Origin of the sequence: Mucilaginibacter sp. (genome assembly GCF_028288225.1) — a bacterium.
In the GTDB taxonomy this organism is placed as follows: Bacteria; Bacteroidota; Bacteroidia; order Sphingobacteriales; family Sphingobacteriaceae; genus Mucilaginibacter.
The window spans coordinates 49,982-67,486 of record NZ_JAQBOC010000088.1; the positions used below are offsets into that span (position 1 = coordinate 49,982).

The following is a 17,505-nucleotide window of genomic DNA, read 5'->3' on the forward strand; positions in this document are numbered from 1 at the left end:
ATGGATCTGTTATAATCGGGCGTTTACTATGCTATCCGGCAAAAAGGCTTTTAAGTCATATAGTACGGTATGCGGTTTACACAAGTCTTTAAGGTTCATTTCTTTAAATTCCTCGTGTGCCACAGCAAGTAAAATACCGTCATATGTTCTTTTTTTTGATTCACCGTTCTCACATATTACACCGTAAGCACGCCTGGCCTGCTCGGCATTAGCCCATGGGTCATGAATGTGTACTTTTATATTATATTCTTCAAGACGCTTAACTATATCAATTACACGTGTATTTCGAACATCAGGGCAATTTTCTTTAAAAGTAAAACCCAGCACAAGCACTTCAGAATTTATTAGTGATGTACCACGACATGTCATTTCTTTAATAAACTGGTCAGCAACATAAGCCCCCATTGAATCGTTAATACGCCGGCCGGCCAAAATAATTTCCGGGTGATATCCCGCCTCCTGCGCTTTTTGCGCCAGGTAATAAGGGTCGACCCCAATGCAATGCCCCCCAACCAGGCCCGGGCGGAAATTTAAAAAATTCCATTTTGTCCCTGCAGCCTCCAATACTTTGTGGGTATCAATTCCCAGTTTGTTAAAAATCATGGCCAGTTCATTAACAAATGCAATATTTATATCACGCTGGGCATTTTCAATAACTTTAGCGGCTTCTGCTACTTTAATTGAGTCGGCCTTGAAAGTGCCTGCTGTAATAATAGAACTATATAGTTTATCAACAATATCAGCAGTTTCCAGATTTGAACCCGATGTGATTTTACGAATATTGGCAACGGTGTGAAGTTTATCTCCGGGATTGATCCTTTCAGGAGAATACCCGGCAAAAAAATCAATATTGTAACGAAGCTTTGATGTCTTTTCTAACACCGGCATGCATTCATCTTCTGTTACCCCAGGGTAAACCGTTGATTCATAAATCACTATGTCGTTTCTTTTTAATATTTTGCCAATTAATAAACTTGCATTTATTAATGGCGTTAAATCAGGGCGGTTGTTTTTATCTACAGGAGTAGGTACCGTTACAATATATATATTGCATGCGCTTAGCTTTTCAAGTTCATCAGTTAAATATAAACCAACCGGTGTTGTGCAAACATCTGTATTTACAGCTTTTAATTGCGCCTCACTAATTTCTTTTGTGTGATCCAGTCCCAATTTAAGCTGCTCAATACGATGAGCATTAATATCAAAACCAAATACCTTATATTTCTTTGCAAATTCTACGGCTAATGGAAGACCAACGTATCCCAAACCTATAATACCTATTTTATAATTTAACTGTTCAATTTTCATGATCTTGTTTTGAATTTTGGATTGCTATACTTTTAAGAGGAATACGGGTTACAAGTGCGCAACTTATATTATCAAACACGATGAGCACATTTTTTCCCTGGATTTGCACTACTTTACCAAGCTTATTAACCAGGAGACCATCTTTTATCCTGACATTATCCCCTATGGCAATACCATGGAGGTTTACAACCTCTATATCTTTGTATATAGTGAGATTGTTTTTTATCTGATCAATAACATTATCGCGCACTATGGCAGGTTTACCCATATAGTACACAAAACCCATTACGCCTAAGGTATACAGCACCTTAGAGTGTTCATATAAATTAAGTCGTACAAAAACATATGAGCTAAATAAGGGAAGGCTAACATCCTTTTTTCGATCGGCCCATTGATTTTGAACTTCTCTAAGCGGGCAATAAGATTCTATTCCCTGCATTTTTAAAAGTTTATCAACCTTTTTTTCCCATCTTGGCCTGGTATAAATAACAAACCATTTTCTTTCGTACAAATTAGCCATATGTATTTTAGCTAAGTTTAATTGGGTTTCCATAAAATATAATGAATTGAAAATTATAGTCCTCAATACCAGGTTACTTACAGCTTCGCCATCTCACTTACATGATGCAGCTGTGGTAGAATATGATCTTTAAAAAACCTGGAGGAAAAGCATCCTTTTTATAGTTATTTAAACCATTAATAATGGTGCATCAGAGTTTGGGAAGAGTGTATAGCTTCGCCATTCCACTTACAGACCAAACTTTCCAAAAACAATAAATATTAAACTAACAATTTATCAAACCCGGGATAAGCCAAAACAAATTAGTTCGTACCCCTCCCGGCTGCATTACTATCATTACTATATGCTGAAGCGTACCCATACCCTCCATATGCATAAGATTGACGATTTTCCTTAGTGGCATCATTAAGAACAACCATTAAATTTTTCAATTTTTTATTTTCGTATATATCGCGTAAAATATCTAATTGTTCTGTAGTTGTATAATTGTAACGAACAAGATAAATGCTCAATTCAGCAAACCTGGCTAAATTGAAAGCGTCCGCAACAGCTCCAACCGGTGAGGTATCAACTATGATATAATCAAATTCAGGCTGCAGCTTATCAAAAAGCATGTCAACACGGCGGTCTATAAGCAGTTCAGCGGGGTTTTCAGGTAATTTACCACACCCCAATACATATAAATTATTAGATTTTTCATATGGTTGAATATGTTCAAGCAATTCTTCGGTATCACCTTCAAGAAAATCAGTAATACCTTTTTGCTGATTAATTCCCATAGTATCAAGCAAATCAGGCTTGCGTAAATCAAACTCCATTATTAAAACCTTTTTATTTAACATAGCAAGCGTTAAAGCCAGGTTAATGCTAAAAAAAGTTTTCCCTTCCCCCTTCATGCACGACGTAATTAACATTACTTTATGCGGAAGCCCCTGGTTTAATAGCCCGATATTGGTTCGGATGTATCTAAACAGCTCCGCTATATTTGTAGTGCTGCCCTTATATATCGCTATCGGATTTTGAGCTTCATCATGATGACACAACTCTCCTAGTACCCTTACTCCTGATATGTTAAGCAAACTCTCAGTAGATTTTACTTTTAAGTTTAGTTTTTGTCGTAAATAAATAAACAAAGCTGGCATTAAAAGGCCTAAAACACTTCCAAGCAAATAGGTTAATTGCTGCTTGGGGTATTCAGGAACCGGGTCATAAGCCGGTTTATCAATTAGCTGGGAAGTTGGAATGGTTGCAGATAAAGACAACGCTGTTTCTTCGCGTTTTTGTAATAAATATTGGTACAAATTAGTTTTAACACCTTGTTCTCTGCTGCGCTGTAAAAGGCCCCGTTCCAATGCAGGCACAGAACGGATCCTGGAATCATAATGCGCGGAATTAGATTTGAGTTGCTTATGTTCTATTACAAAGCCTTTTTTAATATTACTAAGGTTTTCTTTAATGTTAATGCGAAGACCTTCAATTTGATCACTAAGGTTTTGAACAAGGGGATTGTTAATATTCGCACTATTCAGCATCCTGTTTCTCTCAAGCTGCAGATCATTAAAGCGGCTTATTAATGTATTTAATACAGGATCTTTAAGCCCCATTGTACTTGGAGCCACATTGAATTTATTGTTGGAATTACTTAAATATGATTCAATGGAGTTTACTATGCCTAACTGCACATTTGAGCTTTCAAGCAATTGATTATACTCTGCAGACTTAGTTAAATTGACTTGTGCTCCTGCACCTACTTCTGCGGCTGAATTTTGCTGTTTATAGGTCTCGATATCACCTTCTGTGTATGAAAGTTCTTCTTCCATAGTTTTTAACCGTTTGTCTATAAATAAAATGGTATTTACAGCCATGGTATTTTTTTTCTTTACATTTTCAGCATTGTAGGTATTTATTATATTGGTTAGGATATTAACACCCCTGTCAGGTATAGCATCTGTCAAACTAATAATTATAGTATTTGATTCTTTAATAACAGGGTTTACCTGTAATAAGCCTTTACTATAAGCGGCGGCCTTTCTGCTTAAATTATTAAATTTAATATAAACTATCTGATCGTCAGCAGATATGCCAGGCCCTTTATTTACTATAAATTCGTAATCGGGATGCCGGATTGTTTGGCCATAGTTGTATATCCAGGCATGTTCTCCATCTTTCAGTAAAAAAGTGCTTTGTGAGTACGTTTGCAGCTGAAGCAGTTTGATGTATGCACTTTTAGCCAGTTTATTTACTTTAACAATAAAGGGAAGCTCTTTATCATAAATTTCCTTTTGCATAAAACCATTACCTTCAAAGTATGATGTTTCCAGGTCTAACTTTTTTAATGCAGTATATATAAGGTCCTTTGAACGTAAAACTTCCATTTCATTATCCACAGTTTTTGTTTCCATAAACATGTTTAGGTCGCTAAAAGCAGTTGCCTTAAGTATTCCGTCACCCTTTTTATCATCGGGAATTTGTAGTGTACTGGTAATTTTATATAAAGGTGTAGTATAATTTAAATAAGCCCACGCAGCCAGTAAACTAACAAGCAAAGTAATCACAAACACGTACCAGCGTCTTAGGTAAGGCCTAAGATTCTCTCTGAAATTATTGGCGGGCAAGGCTTGTTTTAAAATAAAATTTGTTTCCATGTTAGCTAATTTTTAACATTAAGCAATAGTTATATCATCTTTTTAAAAGCACAGCAGCCAAAACTGCAACGGCGGAAATAGAAGCTATAACTAAAGGCAGCAGACGTGTATTCTGGCTATATTCTACCGCTTTTGATCTATCCGGTTCAACATAAACAATGTCATTTTGCTTCAAATAGAAATAGGGTGAATTCATCGATTCCAATTTATTCAAATTCAGCCTTTTCATTAATTTGGTTGTACCGTCGTTGCGTATGATCAGTACATTTTCTCTTTTGCCATATACCGTCATATCGCCGGCCAGGCCTAAAGCTTCAAGAACATTTACCTTTTCATCCGGAATTATAAATGACGAAGGCTTATTTACTTCCCCTATAACGGTAATTTTGAAATTTACAAGCTGAACTTCAACAACCGGGTTTTTTACATTTTTATTCAATTCTGAAGCAATGGACGTTTGGGCATCTTCAATTGTCATCCCTTCAATTTTAAATTCTCCAATAAGCGGTAATTGAATTGTTCCGGTCCTGCTCACTTTATATCCGTAAATTTTTGGTGACCCATCAGTTGAGTTACTTTTATTGCCAGAAAAAAGAATATTTGATTCCGGGCTTAAGCTGTTCACCGTAACATTTACAATGTCATTCTCTTTAATTCTAACTTCCTGCTTTTGAGGATCATTAACTACTGTAGCATTTGCCATGTTACTAAAATATACCAGGTCTCTTTGAGGGGCGCAGCCTGTTATAATTAACAGGGAAATTAAGCAGCTACGGTGGAAAAATCTTGTCATTAGTTTCGTAATTAAAGTAGGTCTTGATCTATTTATAAATCAAATTTATCTATTTGAAAGTCAGTTTAATACAGATTTAAGTGATTGAATTTAAATTGTAAAAAGGTAACATAAGGTATACATAACCTGTATAATTGACTTAAACTAAGTTTACAAACTCTGTAAAAAGTGGTGTAAAAAATGGTTATTTACGCCCGAATTGAACTAACTTTAATCGACAATCTGAAGCGGTTTATTTAGAAATCAATTAAAAACAGCGTAATTCTTCATAATAAATGAAAAATTCATTAAAACATTTTTAACCTTTTTAAGAGAATTTTAAAGGTTATTAAAACAAGGAGGGGCGAGTTTTATTATGCGGACCTATAAAGCCATTGTATAAACCCTATATTAACTTAAGTTTTTAGTTAATATAGGGCGACAATATATTTCAGGAGCACATTTTGTAAAGACCGGGATGGTCAAAGATCATTAGCTTGTGCAGTGTATATTAATACTTATTATCAGATACTTATTCAACCGTAACTGATTTAGCAAGATTGCGGGGCTGGTCAACATTACACCCGCGCATAACGGCAATGTGATAGGCCAATAATTGTAAAGGGATGGTTGCTAAAAGAGGCAAAAAGGCTTCATCGGCATCGGGTATTTCAATACAATAATCTGCCATTTTTTTAACTTCGGTATCACCTTTTGTTACAATAGCTATAATTATTCCTTTCCTGGCTTTAACTTCTTGTATGTTGCTTATTACTTTTTCATACGAAGAATTTTTTGTGGCTATAAAAACAACTGGCATTTGCTCATCAATTAACGCAATGGGGCCATGTTTCATTTCGGCGGCCGGGTATCCCTCCGCATGAATGTAAGAGATCTCCTTTAATTTTAATGCGCCTTCTAATGCAACAGGAAAAGCACTGCCCCTGCCCAGGAACAGGCAATTACCAGCATCTTTAATTTGTGCGGCAATTTCTTTAATTAAATCGTTATCAAGTAAAAGTGTCTGAATTTTCCCTGGTATTTCTTCAAGCTCGGTTAGTAAGCTGGCTAATTTTGATGCCGTTAACGTCCCTTTTTGTTGTGCAATGTATAAAGCTATCATTGTTAACACGGTAACTTGTGCGGTAAATGCCTTGGTTGAGGCCACCCCTATTTCAGGGCCGGCATGTGTATAAACACCGGCATGTGTAATTCGGGGTATTGACGCACCTACAACATTGCAGATTCCAAAAATTGTTGCACCTTTTTCTTTAGCTATTTCTATTGCCGCCATAGTATCAGCAGTTTCTCCCGATTGGGAGATGGCAATTACAATATCTTTTTCATCTATGATTGGATTGCGGTACCTAAATTCAGAAGCGTATTCAACTTCTACTGAAACACGGGCAAACTCTTCAATTAAATATTCTCCGGCTAAACCTGCGTGCCATGATGTGCCGCATGCAACAATTATTATACGGTTTATATCCTTTAACTTATCTGCATAGGCTTTGATCCCTCCTAACTCTACTTTTCCGGTTGCAGGATAAATGCGGCCTCGCATACAGTCTTTAACTGAGCGGGGTTGCTCAAATATTTCTTTTAGCATAAAGTGCTCAAAACCGCCTTTTTCAAGGGCTTCAAGTTTAAGTTCCAATTCCTGTATTAACGGGGTTTGAATTACATTATCCAATTTTTTTATTAAAAGCTCTTCACGTTTTATCAGCGCTATCTCGTTATCTTTTAAATAAATAACATTTTTAACATACTCAACAATCGGAGTAGCATCCGAGGCAACAAAATATTCTCCATTGCCTACACCTATAACCAGTGGGCTTCCTTTTCTGGCAGCAATTAATTGGTCAGGATTTCCCCTATCAATAATTACAATAGCATAGGCGCCAATTACAGTATTAAGGGCTAACCGAACCGCTTCCAACAGGTCAGTCTGTTCTATATTTTGAATTTCTTCAATAAGATGTATTAAAACTTCAGTGTCAGTTTCGCTTTTAAATTCATGCCCTCTGTTAATTAATTCCTCTTTAAGCGTTAAATAGTTTTCAATTATGCCGTTATGAATAATGTGCAAACGGTTATCATTTGAACTATGCGGATGAGAATTAATATCAGACGGCGCCCCATGTGTTGCCCAGCGGGTATGACCAATGGCAATATGCCCGCTTCTGTCTTTATCTTTGGCAAAGTCATCAAGAACTGAAACCTTACCTGCCTTCTTAAAAACGTTAAAACCATCAACGTTAATAATAGCAATACCTGAACTGTCATAGCCACGATATTCTAACCGTTTTAAACCTTTTAATACTATTGGCCATGCATCACGATAGCCTACGTAACCTACTATTCCACACATAATTTTTTAGATTAATATTAATTAAGCGGTTTATAATTTTTTTATAAATCAAAGTTATTTAATTGATTATCTACACGATGCGGCTTAATACAATTGAAACTAAAATTGTATAAAGTCACAATTCTTAGGCTGGAATGTGTAAAAGATTTTTAAATCAGTTTACAGGTTCTGTAAAATCTCTTAGGATCATAGTTAATTAATGTATTTTTCAATTAATTTTTTGTTTCCCGAAAATCAGGAATGTGTCTTGTTTAGCAGGCAATAACATGACCATCATCATTTATCAGAGCAACATAATTACACCATTTACAATAGATTAATTATTGAACATTAAATTGAATGTTATGGAAAGTATTCTTATTATCAACAACAATTCTCCCAAAGCAAACACGCCCCAATTTTTGCTTAAAAAATAGCAAGTCAAACCAATTAAAAAGGGTTACCAGGCAATTATTTAAACAAATTTTCTGATGATCTGTTGATTAAACTAATGAGCTTACCAACTTCAATGAACGCCATGGTTTTGGAAAGTCCGGGCAAGCCCCTGGTTTATAAAGAGGTGCCTGTTCCCACGCCTTCAGCAAACCAGGTATTGATAAAGGTAATCGCATGCGGGATCTGCCGTACAGACCTTCATGTAGTTGACGGTGAACTAAATCACCCTAAGTTACCGCTCGTTCCTGGTCACGAGATCATTGGAAAAGTAGTTATTCAAGGCAATAATGTTCTCAACATTAAAGTAAATGACATTGTTGGTGTACCGTGGCTGGGGTATACCTGCGGCATTTGTAAATTTTGTAAAACAGGAAAGGAAAATCTATGTAACAATGCAGGCTTTACCGGTTATACAATTGACGGCGGGTATGCTGAATATACAGTTGCGGATGCGCGCTTTTGTTTTTTACTTGATGATGAACACAGCAAACCAGGTGCAGCACCCCTGCTCTGTGCAGGCCTGATAGGTTTCCGGTCCTATAAAATGATTAACTCCGCAGCAAAAAATATCGGATTGTATGGATTTGGTGCAGCAGCACATATCCTGATACAAATTGCAGTGTCACAGGGCAAAAACGTTTTTTCATTTACTAAAGATGGGGATACAACTACACAAAACTTTGCCAAAACACTTGGCTCTAAGTGGGCTGGCGGAAGCTCCGATGTTCCGCCTGTTAAATTGGATGCAGCAATAATTTTCGCACCCGCAGGTGAATTAATTCCAATGGCATTAAAAAACCTGGAAAAGGCAGGACAGGTTATTTGTGGCGGGATCCATATGAGCGAAATTCCAGCCTTTTCTTATGATTTATTGTGGGAAGAAAGGTCCGTTCAATCTGTAGCAAACCTTACCCGAAAGGACGGTCAGGATTTTTTTAAAGTCCTGGAAAATGTACCTGTCCATACAGAGACCGAACTGTTCAGTTTGCAACAGGCTAATGAGGCGCTTGAAAGGTTAAGACAAGGAAAAATAAAAAGTGCAGCTGTCCTTGTGATGAATTGAACATTAGTGACTTTTCCCGGAAATTGTATTTTAAAATCTTAAAGGATATTGTGAATAGGCAAAGTGTTATTCTGTATAGGATTTAATTAACCAGAAAAACAGGAAGATTTGAAAGCACATAAATACTTTTCATTTTTTTATTCCTGACCATTTTCCAATTGTAATTTTTATGCTATAAGGGGGGCTGTCTAGATTTTGGAAGGTATATTTACTATATTCGATAATTAAACCATATTACCATGAAACCTGCTAAATTCATACCGCCGCTATTACTTTGCTTTATTGCATTTGGTTTTACAACCATTGATAAAAAGGATCATTGGGAACAATTGTTCAATGGGAAAAACCTTACCGGCTGGGATACTTATATTGGGCCTGACCTGGATAATAGTGGCAAACCCATTACCGGCGAACCCTTAGGCCTGAATAACGATCCCCGGCATGTTTTTACCATAGTAAAAGATGGGGGTGAAAATGTAATTCGCATTTCGGGTGAGAATTGGGGGGGCATATCCACAAAAAAGGAATATGAAAATTATCACCTCCAATTGCAGTTTAAATGGGGCGCGCTTTCATGGGGGCAAAAAAAGAATAAAAAGAAAGATAGCGGTCTGTTGTATCATTCAGTTGGCAAATACGGGGCAGATTATGGTGCGTGGATGCGTTCGCAGGAATTTCAGATTGAAGAAGGCAATTGCGGTGATTTTTGGGGTGTTGCGGGCGGTTTTGCTGATATTCCTGTAGTTAAAAAATCGGATACAGATTATGTTTACGATCCGCAGGGAACCCTTACCACTTTTAAAGAAGGCACTAAACAAGGCAGGCATTGCATAAAGGGAACTGATGCAGAAAATCCGTCAGGCCAATGGAATACGGTAGACCTATATTGCCATGGCGATACCAGCATACATGTTATAAATGGTAAAGTAATGATGATTTTATATCACAACAAACAAATGGATAACGGACAGGAGTTACCGCTTACAAAGGGGAAAATTCAAATACAATCAGAAGGTGCAGAATTATTTTACAGGCAAATAAAGATCCAGGCAATTAACCGGTTGCCTGCAGAATTTATTAAGTAAGATCATAGGCTTTTTTCATAAGCTTTCTATTTATACTTTTAAATCATATACCGTAAAATATCACAATTGGAAAAATTGAGCTATAGCTTCCTATCCGCTTTTCCAGCCATTTTTGGCAAATCATTTTGCATAGCAATCATCAATTCATCCATGGCGCTTTCACATAGTGGTAATATTTTTTCGGGAGTGATAAAAGGTATGCCGGCAACCTGCGCACCTGATTTTTTTGACAAAGCCTCTTTTTTTACTGAAAATATCTTATCGCCGTTCCTGTTAAATAATACAATATTAACCTGAGCATTAACCTTTACAAGCGCCACCCGGCCTAAACCCCTCGATTCCAGGTCAAAATTGATGTATACTTTCATTATGCCATCACATTGATCAAAAATGTTAAGCAACTTTTTTTCATTGGCATTTCCCTTTAAGGGCAGGATCACTTTATAGCCATTAACAGGGACGTAAGTATTTCCTTTTAAAATATCCTTGAATCCACCGTTCTCCGGAGCAAAATCTTTATAAGCATCATTACCTGTAACCTGATTTTCCGGTAAAAGCTGAAAAGGAAAACTCTTTGCGTAGTTTTCAAAGAATTGATCGTGAAAATTTGTGAGCAATGGCCCAATATTAAATTTAAGGTCATCGCCAAGTTGGGCAAAAGCAGCTGTCATGCTGGCCGGGCCTGTGTTAGCTACGTCAATTAACTTATTGACATAAAAGGTAACAACTGCCACTTTTTTATTTTGAGCATAAGCGCCGGTTATTAACTGAATTGTAAATAGCAAGGAATATATTATCGATTTCTTCATTTTTTATTTAAGGAGATGTCGTTTTCTTTGAGGCTGCAAAACTAAATAAATATTGTCGAACGTCGCGGTAGATGCAACTTGAAACCCTCCTACCGCTATTTTCCGGGCTTTTATACATGTAATAAAAAAAAATGCGTTCCGGATCTCGTCCCGGAACGCTCTTCTTAAATCGTAAATAATTTTGTTCAACTATATCCCTTAAACACCGTTGTCTTTGTTTTGTTTAACGATAGTTAGATAATAAGATCTGCGTTCTTTGCATCCACGCCTGGTCAACACCTTCCATCCGGGTATCTATGTTACTTCCGTCAAAATTGCAAAATGTATAGTAACCATAGTTGGTAACATTTCGTAATTTACTGTTCATGTAATCTATATTTTGCTGTGCATAATCAAGCCAGGCAGTATTACCATCAGTCTGGTAAAGCCTGATCATTGCCTGCGATCCCCAAACACACCAGGCCGGGTTGATCCTGCCATCTGTTGTATTAAAAATGTACACATGGTAAGTGCTATTCCACAAGGTAGTATTCATACTAATGCCCAGATTCTGCGCTTTGGTTGTATAGCTGCTATTGCTCATTATGGTGGCATATAAAAGATCAGCTTCAAGCATTATAGCATTATCATAAGTAAATTTCTCAGTGTGTTTGGTACCTGAACCTCCTCCGTCAATCTTCCAGATATACAGGCCTGTGGTACTATCAAACATATTTGTTTCCAACCATGTTTTAACCGAGTTTGCCCAGTCGCGGTAATAGGTTTGCCCTGTTACCTGGTATAATTTCAGAAACAGCTGCATAGCTAAACCATTGGTTTGCGTTGGCTTCAGGTCCTTAGTGCCTGAGTGCCACCAAAACCCGCCCCCGTAAGTTGTATCCCACAGGCCGCTATTCATTAACCAGTTGGCAACAGCTTTTGCCGAGTTTAAATAGTTGGTTTGAGTGGTTCCTGTAGTTACGTTGTAGGCATCGAGATAAACAAGACCGCTTAAGGAATTATCATCAACATATTTATCACCGCCTGCTCCGGAACCATCAACATTGGCAGCAGAAAAATAGCCACCCGTCGGTGCAGAACTGTCCCACATGTGGTTCATCCACGTGTATGAATTATTCATATAAGAAGCATACCTCGAATCACCCGCCTGGATCATTGCAGCATCAGCATAAATCTGACTTACATTATACCATTCATAGCAGCTGTTTGTTGTGAGATTTACTTTGTAGCTATTGTAGCTTGTTAATATATTACCTACGACAAATGCATGTGTATCCTGCGCTTTTGCCCAATAAGCCGAGGTTGACCCGTTAACCTTAAGATGGCTTGTAGTTTGATCTTTCGCTTTAGACGGGTCAGCATTAATTTTGACATTGTCTTTTTTGCACGAGGCCATAGTTGCAATAAAAGCCAATGCCGCTAAACCCCTGATAAAGTGTTGTTTTTTCATAATATTAATTTTTAAATTGGTTTCTATTATATTAATCCAACACATCCAATCCAGCGAACTATCTGTTAAAATAATTGCTAATGCATAGCTTATCTTTATTTAAATATGTAATAATGTATGTACATTTTTATTAGCAAGATTTCACTATATATTTATTTAATAATCAATTCTTTCTACTACTTTCCAGCTTACTCAGCCGGGCGTATAATTCAGCAATACAAGCCTCATCAAGCAGCCATTTTGGCTTTTTAATTTGGGCATCGTCAGCGGTCCAAGTATTTGTTAGCAATCCGTATTTATCAGTTGTATTTTGCCATGCGTAATCAAGGTCTTTTCCTATAGTCTCTATATAGTTATAATTGCCATCAACCTTATATAAAGCCTCATAGCCACGGAACAGCACTGTTACAAACCAGGGCAAATCCATACTAATGGAAAGATGCGGATCATGCTTCAGATCACTGAAATGTTTATATGCGCCATTCGCTGTAACCTGGGCATCTTTAAGATAAGTCTTATTATGTGTAAATTGATATAAAAGCACTCCTGCCTCAAGCATAGAGCCCGAATTATAAGTATAGTAAACCTTATTAGCTTTGCCGTCTATCGTTTTTTTATCATTCCAATAAGCCCCGGCAGAGTCGCGCAGATTGGTATGCATCCAATTATAAAAGCGTTTTCCCCAGGTTAAATAATATGGATCTTTAGTTGCCTGGTAAAGTTTAAGTGCTACCAATGTAGCCATTCCGTTACTGCAGGCCGGCTTCTGGTCCTTATGTCCTTCAAGCCAGGTAACCCCTCCCCCAAGCTGATCATCCCATCCGCTTATAATAAATTTGAAAGCTGTTTTGGCATGGGTTAAGTAAAGTGGGTTCTTTGTGTTAAAATAAGCTTCCAAATATTCAATACCCACAAGCCCGTTGTCATCGTAATAACGGTCATCCTTTTCAAACATTGACGGATAGGCCTGGTAACCAACCGGTTTGCGTTTGGTGTCAAGATATTTCTCCATTCCCATTGCCATGCTATCCAGGTATGGCAGATATTTTTTATGCTCTGCCGGGATCTGTAACAATGCATTTGTTGCGGAAAAAACACCTGAATAAGGCCACAAAAAACTAACCTCTTTTTCCTTAACCTTGTCCCCTTGCATATAATCAAGAGAATCATTTTTTGATGAAGGGTAATTTTCTAAGAACAGGCATTTATATTTTGGAACACGATAGTATTTCCAGATCTTACTATACATAAGCTCTGCTCTTTGCAAATATTCTTTCGATTTTTTGTCCTGCTGGGCAACAGCAACTGTGCTAAACAGGGATAGCCCGGCCAAAACAAACAATGCAGATTTTATTCTAATAATTGAATAGGTACTCATAGATGAATTTTATAAATTTTATTTATCTGGTTAAACTATTGTGCAGATGGGGGCGGGGTTTTAGTCCCCCAGGCCTTATTTGGCTGGCTTCCCATGGTAAATACCATTTTACCACCCTTCATCAGTTCGTCCCGGTACAACCAGCAGTTATTTAGCTGTTTGCCATTAAACTCAACTGATTGTATATAAAGGTTTGTTTTTGAATTATTTTTTGTTTCGATAACAAGCGTTTTATCATTGCCCAATGTGATGGTTGCCTTATCAAAAACAGGGCTGCCAAGCTCAATTATTGGTTTGGCATCAGTAAATCCTTTAACATCAAACAAGCCAAGCGCGGTCATTACATACCATGAGCCTAATTGTCCCTGGTCTTCATCCTGCCCGTAGCCATAACCATGAATTGGTTCGATCCCGTAAAAGCCGCCAGAGATGAGCCTTGTCCATTTTTGAGTTAACCATGGTTTGCCCGAGAAATTGAAAAGCCAGCAAATATGCAGACTCGGCTCATTACCGTGGTTATAAATAGCATTGATACCTGCAAAAGCATTAATCACCTTGCCACCGCCAAAACCATCTTTTTCCGACGCTATAAAAATGCTGTCGAGCTTATTATTAAAATCATCCCTACCGATGGTTGAAATTAAGGCAGCAGGGTTTTGCGGAACGTAGTAGGTGTACTGCATAGCATTTCCTTCCTGGTAGCCACGCCATGGCGCGTAAGGGTCAAATTTGTCAATAAAAGTACCATCGGCCTTTTTTGGCTGCAGGAGCTTATTTGCGGGGTTATATAAATTGCGCCAGCCGTTTGAATATTTTATCAGCTTTTTATAATCATCCATCTTGCCCAAATTTTTTGCCATTTGTGCGGCGGCGAAGGCGCTGAAGCTATATTCCAAAGTGTGCGATGCCGAAAAATGGGCACCGGTTGAATCAGTTCTATCCTCTTCAATAAACGGCGAATAACCATATTTCAGAAACGCTTTGGTATCCATTTTCCCAGAGCCAACTTTGCGGTTCTTATAACCCAACTCGTTATTTTTAACAGCGTTATAAGCAAGGTTAATATCATAGTTGCGGATGCCAACCTGGTAGGCCGCAGCTATTGACAGGCCTACAAAATTAGTGCCCACTCCCGATACATATTCGCTGTTTGCAATACCATCGCCAAACCAGCCCTTATCTTTATAGATCTGTAGCTGAGTATGCACAAAATCCTGGTACCAGCTGGGGTATGATAAAGCCCATAGCTGGGTTAAATCCCAAAAGCCGCCCCAAATTGCATCGGTATTCATAAAATTGTAGCTTAGCTTACCATTGATATCCAAATGCAGCTGCCCTATTTTACCACCATGCGTTGGATAAGCTCCGTTAACATCACTGGCAATACCCCTGCCTAATAATGCATGATACAGGCCGGTATAAAATTTTATTTTGGCGGTATCATCTTTCCCTTCAACCCTAAGCTTGCCAAGCTCATGCTCCCAGGTTTTTTGTGCATTTATTTTAGCCTGGTTAAATGAAAGATTAGCAGCCTCGGCCTGTAAATTTGCTTTAGCATTCTTTTCTGATGTATAGGAAAGGCCAACTTTAATTTCGATAGCCTCACCTTTAGTTGTTTTATAATCAAAGAACAAGCCCGCTCCTTTTCCGTTAGCTGATGATGATGTTTGAGTGATGCCTGTATCTGTAAATGAGCCAATGTTTGCTGGTTTTTTGCTCACCTCGCCATAAATAAACATTGATACCCTGCCGCCCTCATCATAGGTTTTTACATATTTTGGATAGGTAATAACAAAGCCTTCAAAGTGGGTATTATCAACCATTTTTATCCCGGCATCCATAACCGCGCCGCTTTCGCCCTGTACATTGCCAATATCGAGAATGATGTGCGACTGATCACTTTCCGGGAAGGTATACCTGTGGAAACCTACCCTTTTAGTTGCGGTAAGCTCGGCTGTAATGTTGTAATTATCCAGCAATACTTTGTAGTAGCCCGGTTCAGCTATTTGATTTTTACGGTCGAAATTTGAACGGTAGCCTGTGTTTGGCGTATCAAGCGCGCCGGGCTTAACTTTTAACGGCCCCATAGTGGGCATAAAACTGACGCCGCCAATCTGCCATTCATGAAAATGCACAAACCCTTCAATTGAGTTTTGGCGGGTATCATAGCCCACGGCCTCCCAGCCCTGGTTATTCCCATAATGTCCGTTTGTTGATGGCGCCAGTTTGGCCATTCCACCAGGTACCGCTGCCGGGGTATAAAAAAACCACCTGCTGTGCGCAGTACCAATATTAGGGTCGACATATTTTAGTAAGCTTTGTGCCGCTAACCTGCCAGAGGACAATAAAATAGCTGACCCAAAAACCAATGATCTGATTGTTATTTTCATTTAAATTTATAATTACTTATACTTTGAAAGCAATACCTGCACTCTTTGCATCCAGGCCTGGTCCACGCCCTCCATGCCATATTTACTGTTGCCATCAAGCCCGGCATATTGCCAGTATCCATGGCTTGAAGCATCACGCATCACCACATTTATCGCATCAATATTTCCTTTGGCATAATTCAGCCATGCTGGATTGTTATCCGCCTCATACAGCCTGATCATTGCCTGCGAGGCCCATCCGCAATAGGTTGGGTTTATCCTGACATCACTGGTGTTAAAAATATAAACATTGTGTGTGGCATCCCACAAAACAGTATTCATTGCTGTGCCCATAGCCTGGGCCTTAACAAGGTAGCCGTTATCGTTCATTGCCTTTGCATACAGCAGATCAGCTTCTAACATAATAGCATTATCGTAGGTAAAGATCTGGGTATCTACCGTGCCGTTTTTTTCAATTTGCCAAATATAAAGCCCTTTACTGCTATCATACATTTTGGTGTTTAGCCAGCTATTTACAGAAACAGCCCAATCATGATAAACCGATTGGCCGGTAATTTTGTATAATCGCAAAAACAGTTGTAAAGCAAGTCCGTTTGATTGGGTAGGTTTATTTGTTTTATCCGTATTCCACCAAAAGCCGCCGCCAAAAGTAGTGTCCCATAAGCCACTTTTTATAAGCCAGTTTGCACAATTTTCTGCAGCAGTAAGGTATTTTGCTTTGTTGGCGTTTGTGCTTATTTCGTAAGCATCAAGGTATGCAACCCCTGTTAATGAGTTATCATCAATATATTTTGTTCCGGATGCGCCGCTGCCGTTAAGGTTTGCAAATGCAAAGTATCCACCGTTAGGGTCTGATTTATCCCAAAGGCCATTCATCCACGCAAATGTTCCGTCCATACTATCCTGGTATGATGCATCACCATTTGCAACCATGGCGGCATCAGCATAGATCTGGCTTACATTGTACCATTCATAAGCGCTGTTGGCATTAGCACCCGTATTTACCCTGTAGCTTTTATAGGATGTAAGCAGGTTGTTGGTTATATATTCATGCGTTTCGTTAGCTTTTGTAAGATATGCAGAAACAACAGGTGTAGTATCCGGCGGCGTATTCCCTCCGGTATCACCTTTTTGCGGCGTTACTTTTTGCTTGCTGCACGATGCTGCTAAAAATATTAAAACAGCCATCCATCCGTATAAAAAGTTTTTCATAGTGATTTTTTTAATCAATTCACCTGCAACCTGGAAAACGGTTGCAGGTGAACTTTTATTTAATTAT

Annotated in this window: 12 protein-coding genes; 2 read left to right on the forward strand and 10 right to left on the reverse strand. The window is 38.3% G+C overall.

Annotated features, from left to right (window positions below):
* Nucleotides 1–9 precede the first annotated feature (9 nt).
* From JWQ54_RS26180 to glmS, 5 genes are all read right to left on the reverse strand, one after another.
* Nucleotides 10–1,308 (reverse strand): nucleotide sugar dehydrogenase, encoded by a 1,299-nt coding sequence (locus JWQ54_RS26180; protein WP_299590838.1) that lies wholly within the window; start codon nucleotides 1,306–1,308, stop codon nucleotides 10–12.
* A complete protein-coding gene (locus JWQ54_RS26185) occupies nucleotides 1,298–1,861 on the reverse strand; it encodes a UpxY family transcription antiterminator (protein WP_299590839.1) in 564 nt (187 codons plus the stop codon). The genes JWQ54_RS26180 and JWQ54_RS26185 overlap by 11 nt, the downstream gene beginning before the upstream one ends.
* Before the next feature lie 269 nt (nucleotides 1,862–2,130).
* Nucleotides 2,131–4,473, reverse strand: a complete 2,343-nt coding sequence (locus JWQ54_RS26190; RefSeq protein WP_299590840.1) for a tyrosine-protein kinase family protein — start codon at nucleotides 4,471–4,473, stop codon at nucleotides 2,131–2,133.
* A gap of 34 nt (nucleotides 4,474–4,507) precedes the next feature.
* A complete protein-coding gene (locus JWQ54_RS26195) occupies nucleotides 4,508–5,266 on the reverse strand; it encodes a polysaccharide biosynthesis/export family protein (RefSeq protein WP_299590841.1) in 759 nt (252 codons plus the stop codon).
* Between the two features lie 511 nt (nucleotides 5,267–5,777).
* On the reverse strand, nucleotides 5,778–7,616 hold the full coding sequence (gene glmS, locus JWQ54_RS26200) for a glutamine--fructose-6-phosphate transaminase (isomerizing) (RefSeq protein WP_299590842.1): 1,839 nt from the start codon (nucleotides 7,614–7,616) through the stop codon (nucleotides 5,778–5,780).
* Nucleotides 7,617–8,106: 490 nt separating this feature from the next.
* On the opposite strand from glmS, the gene JWQ54_RS26205 reads away from it, so the two are divergent.
* Both JWQ54_RS26205 and JWQ54_RS26210 read left to right on the forward strand, forming a co-directional pair.
* The gene (locus JWQ54_RS26205) at nucleotides 8,107–9,114 is read left to right on the forward strand and encodes a zinc-dependent alcohol dehydrogenase family protein (RefSeq protein WP_299590843.1); all 1,008 of its coding nucleotides are present in this window, start codon (nucleotides 8,107–8,109) and stop codon (nucleotides 9,112–9,114) included.
* A gap of 239 nt (nucleotides 9,115–9,353) precedes the next feature.
* Entirely contained in the window at nucleotides 9,354–10,199 is an 846-nt protein-coding gene (locus JWQ54_RS26210) for a DUF1080 domain-containing protein (protein ID WP_299590844.1), read from the forward strand.
* Between the two features lie 80 nt (nucleotides 10,200–10,279).
* On the opposite strand, the gene JWQ54_RS26215 is transcribed toward JWQ54_RS26210, so the two are convergent.
* The 5 genes from JWQ54_RS26215 to JWQ54_RS26235 form a co-directional block, all read right to left on the reverse strand.
* Nucleotides 10,280–11,008 carry a hypothetical protein gene (locus JWQ54_RS26215; protein ID WP_299590845.1) on the reverse strand — a complete coding sequence of 243 codons (729 nt, stop codon included), beginning with the start codon at nucleotides 11,006–11,008 and terminating at the stop codon, nucleotides 10,280–10,282.
* A 223-nt stretch (nucleotides 11,009–11,231) separates the two neighbouring features.
* Nucleotides 11,232–12,458 (reverse strand): glycoside hydrolase family 76 protein, encoded by a 1,227-nt coding sequence (locus tag JWQ54_RS26220; RefSeq protein ID WP_299590846.1) that lies wholly within the window; start codon nucleotides 12,456–12,458, stop codon nucleotides 11,232–11,234.
* A 163-nt stretch (nucleotides 12,459–12,621) separates the two neighbouring features.
* A complete protein-coding gene (locus tag JWQ54_RS26225) occupies nucleotides 12,622–13,836 on the reverse strand; it encodes a glycoside hydrolase family 76 protein (RefSeq protein WP_299590847.1) in 1,215 nt (404 codons plus the stop codon).
* Between the two features lie 35 nt (nucleotides 13,837–13,871).
* On the reverse strand, nucleotides 13,872–16,226 hold the full coding sequence (locus JWQ54_RS26230; RefSeq protein WP_299590848.1) for a GH92 family glycosyl hydrolase: 2,355 nt from the start codon (nucleotides 16,224–16,226) through the stop codon (nucleotides 13,872–13,874).
* Between the two features lie 12 nt (nucleotides 16,227–16,238).
* The gene (locus JWQ54_RS26235) at nucleotides 16,239–17,438 is read right to left on the reverse strand and encodes a glycoside hydrolase family 76 protein (RefSeq protein ID WP_299590849.1); all 1,200 of its coding nucleotides are present in this window, start codon (nucleotides 17,436–17,438) and stop codon (nucleotides 16,239–16,241) included.
* Nucleotides 17,439–17,505: the final 67 nt, after the last annotated feature.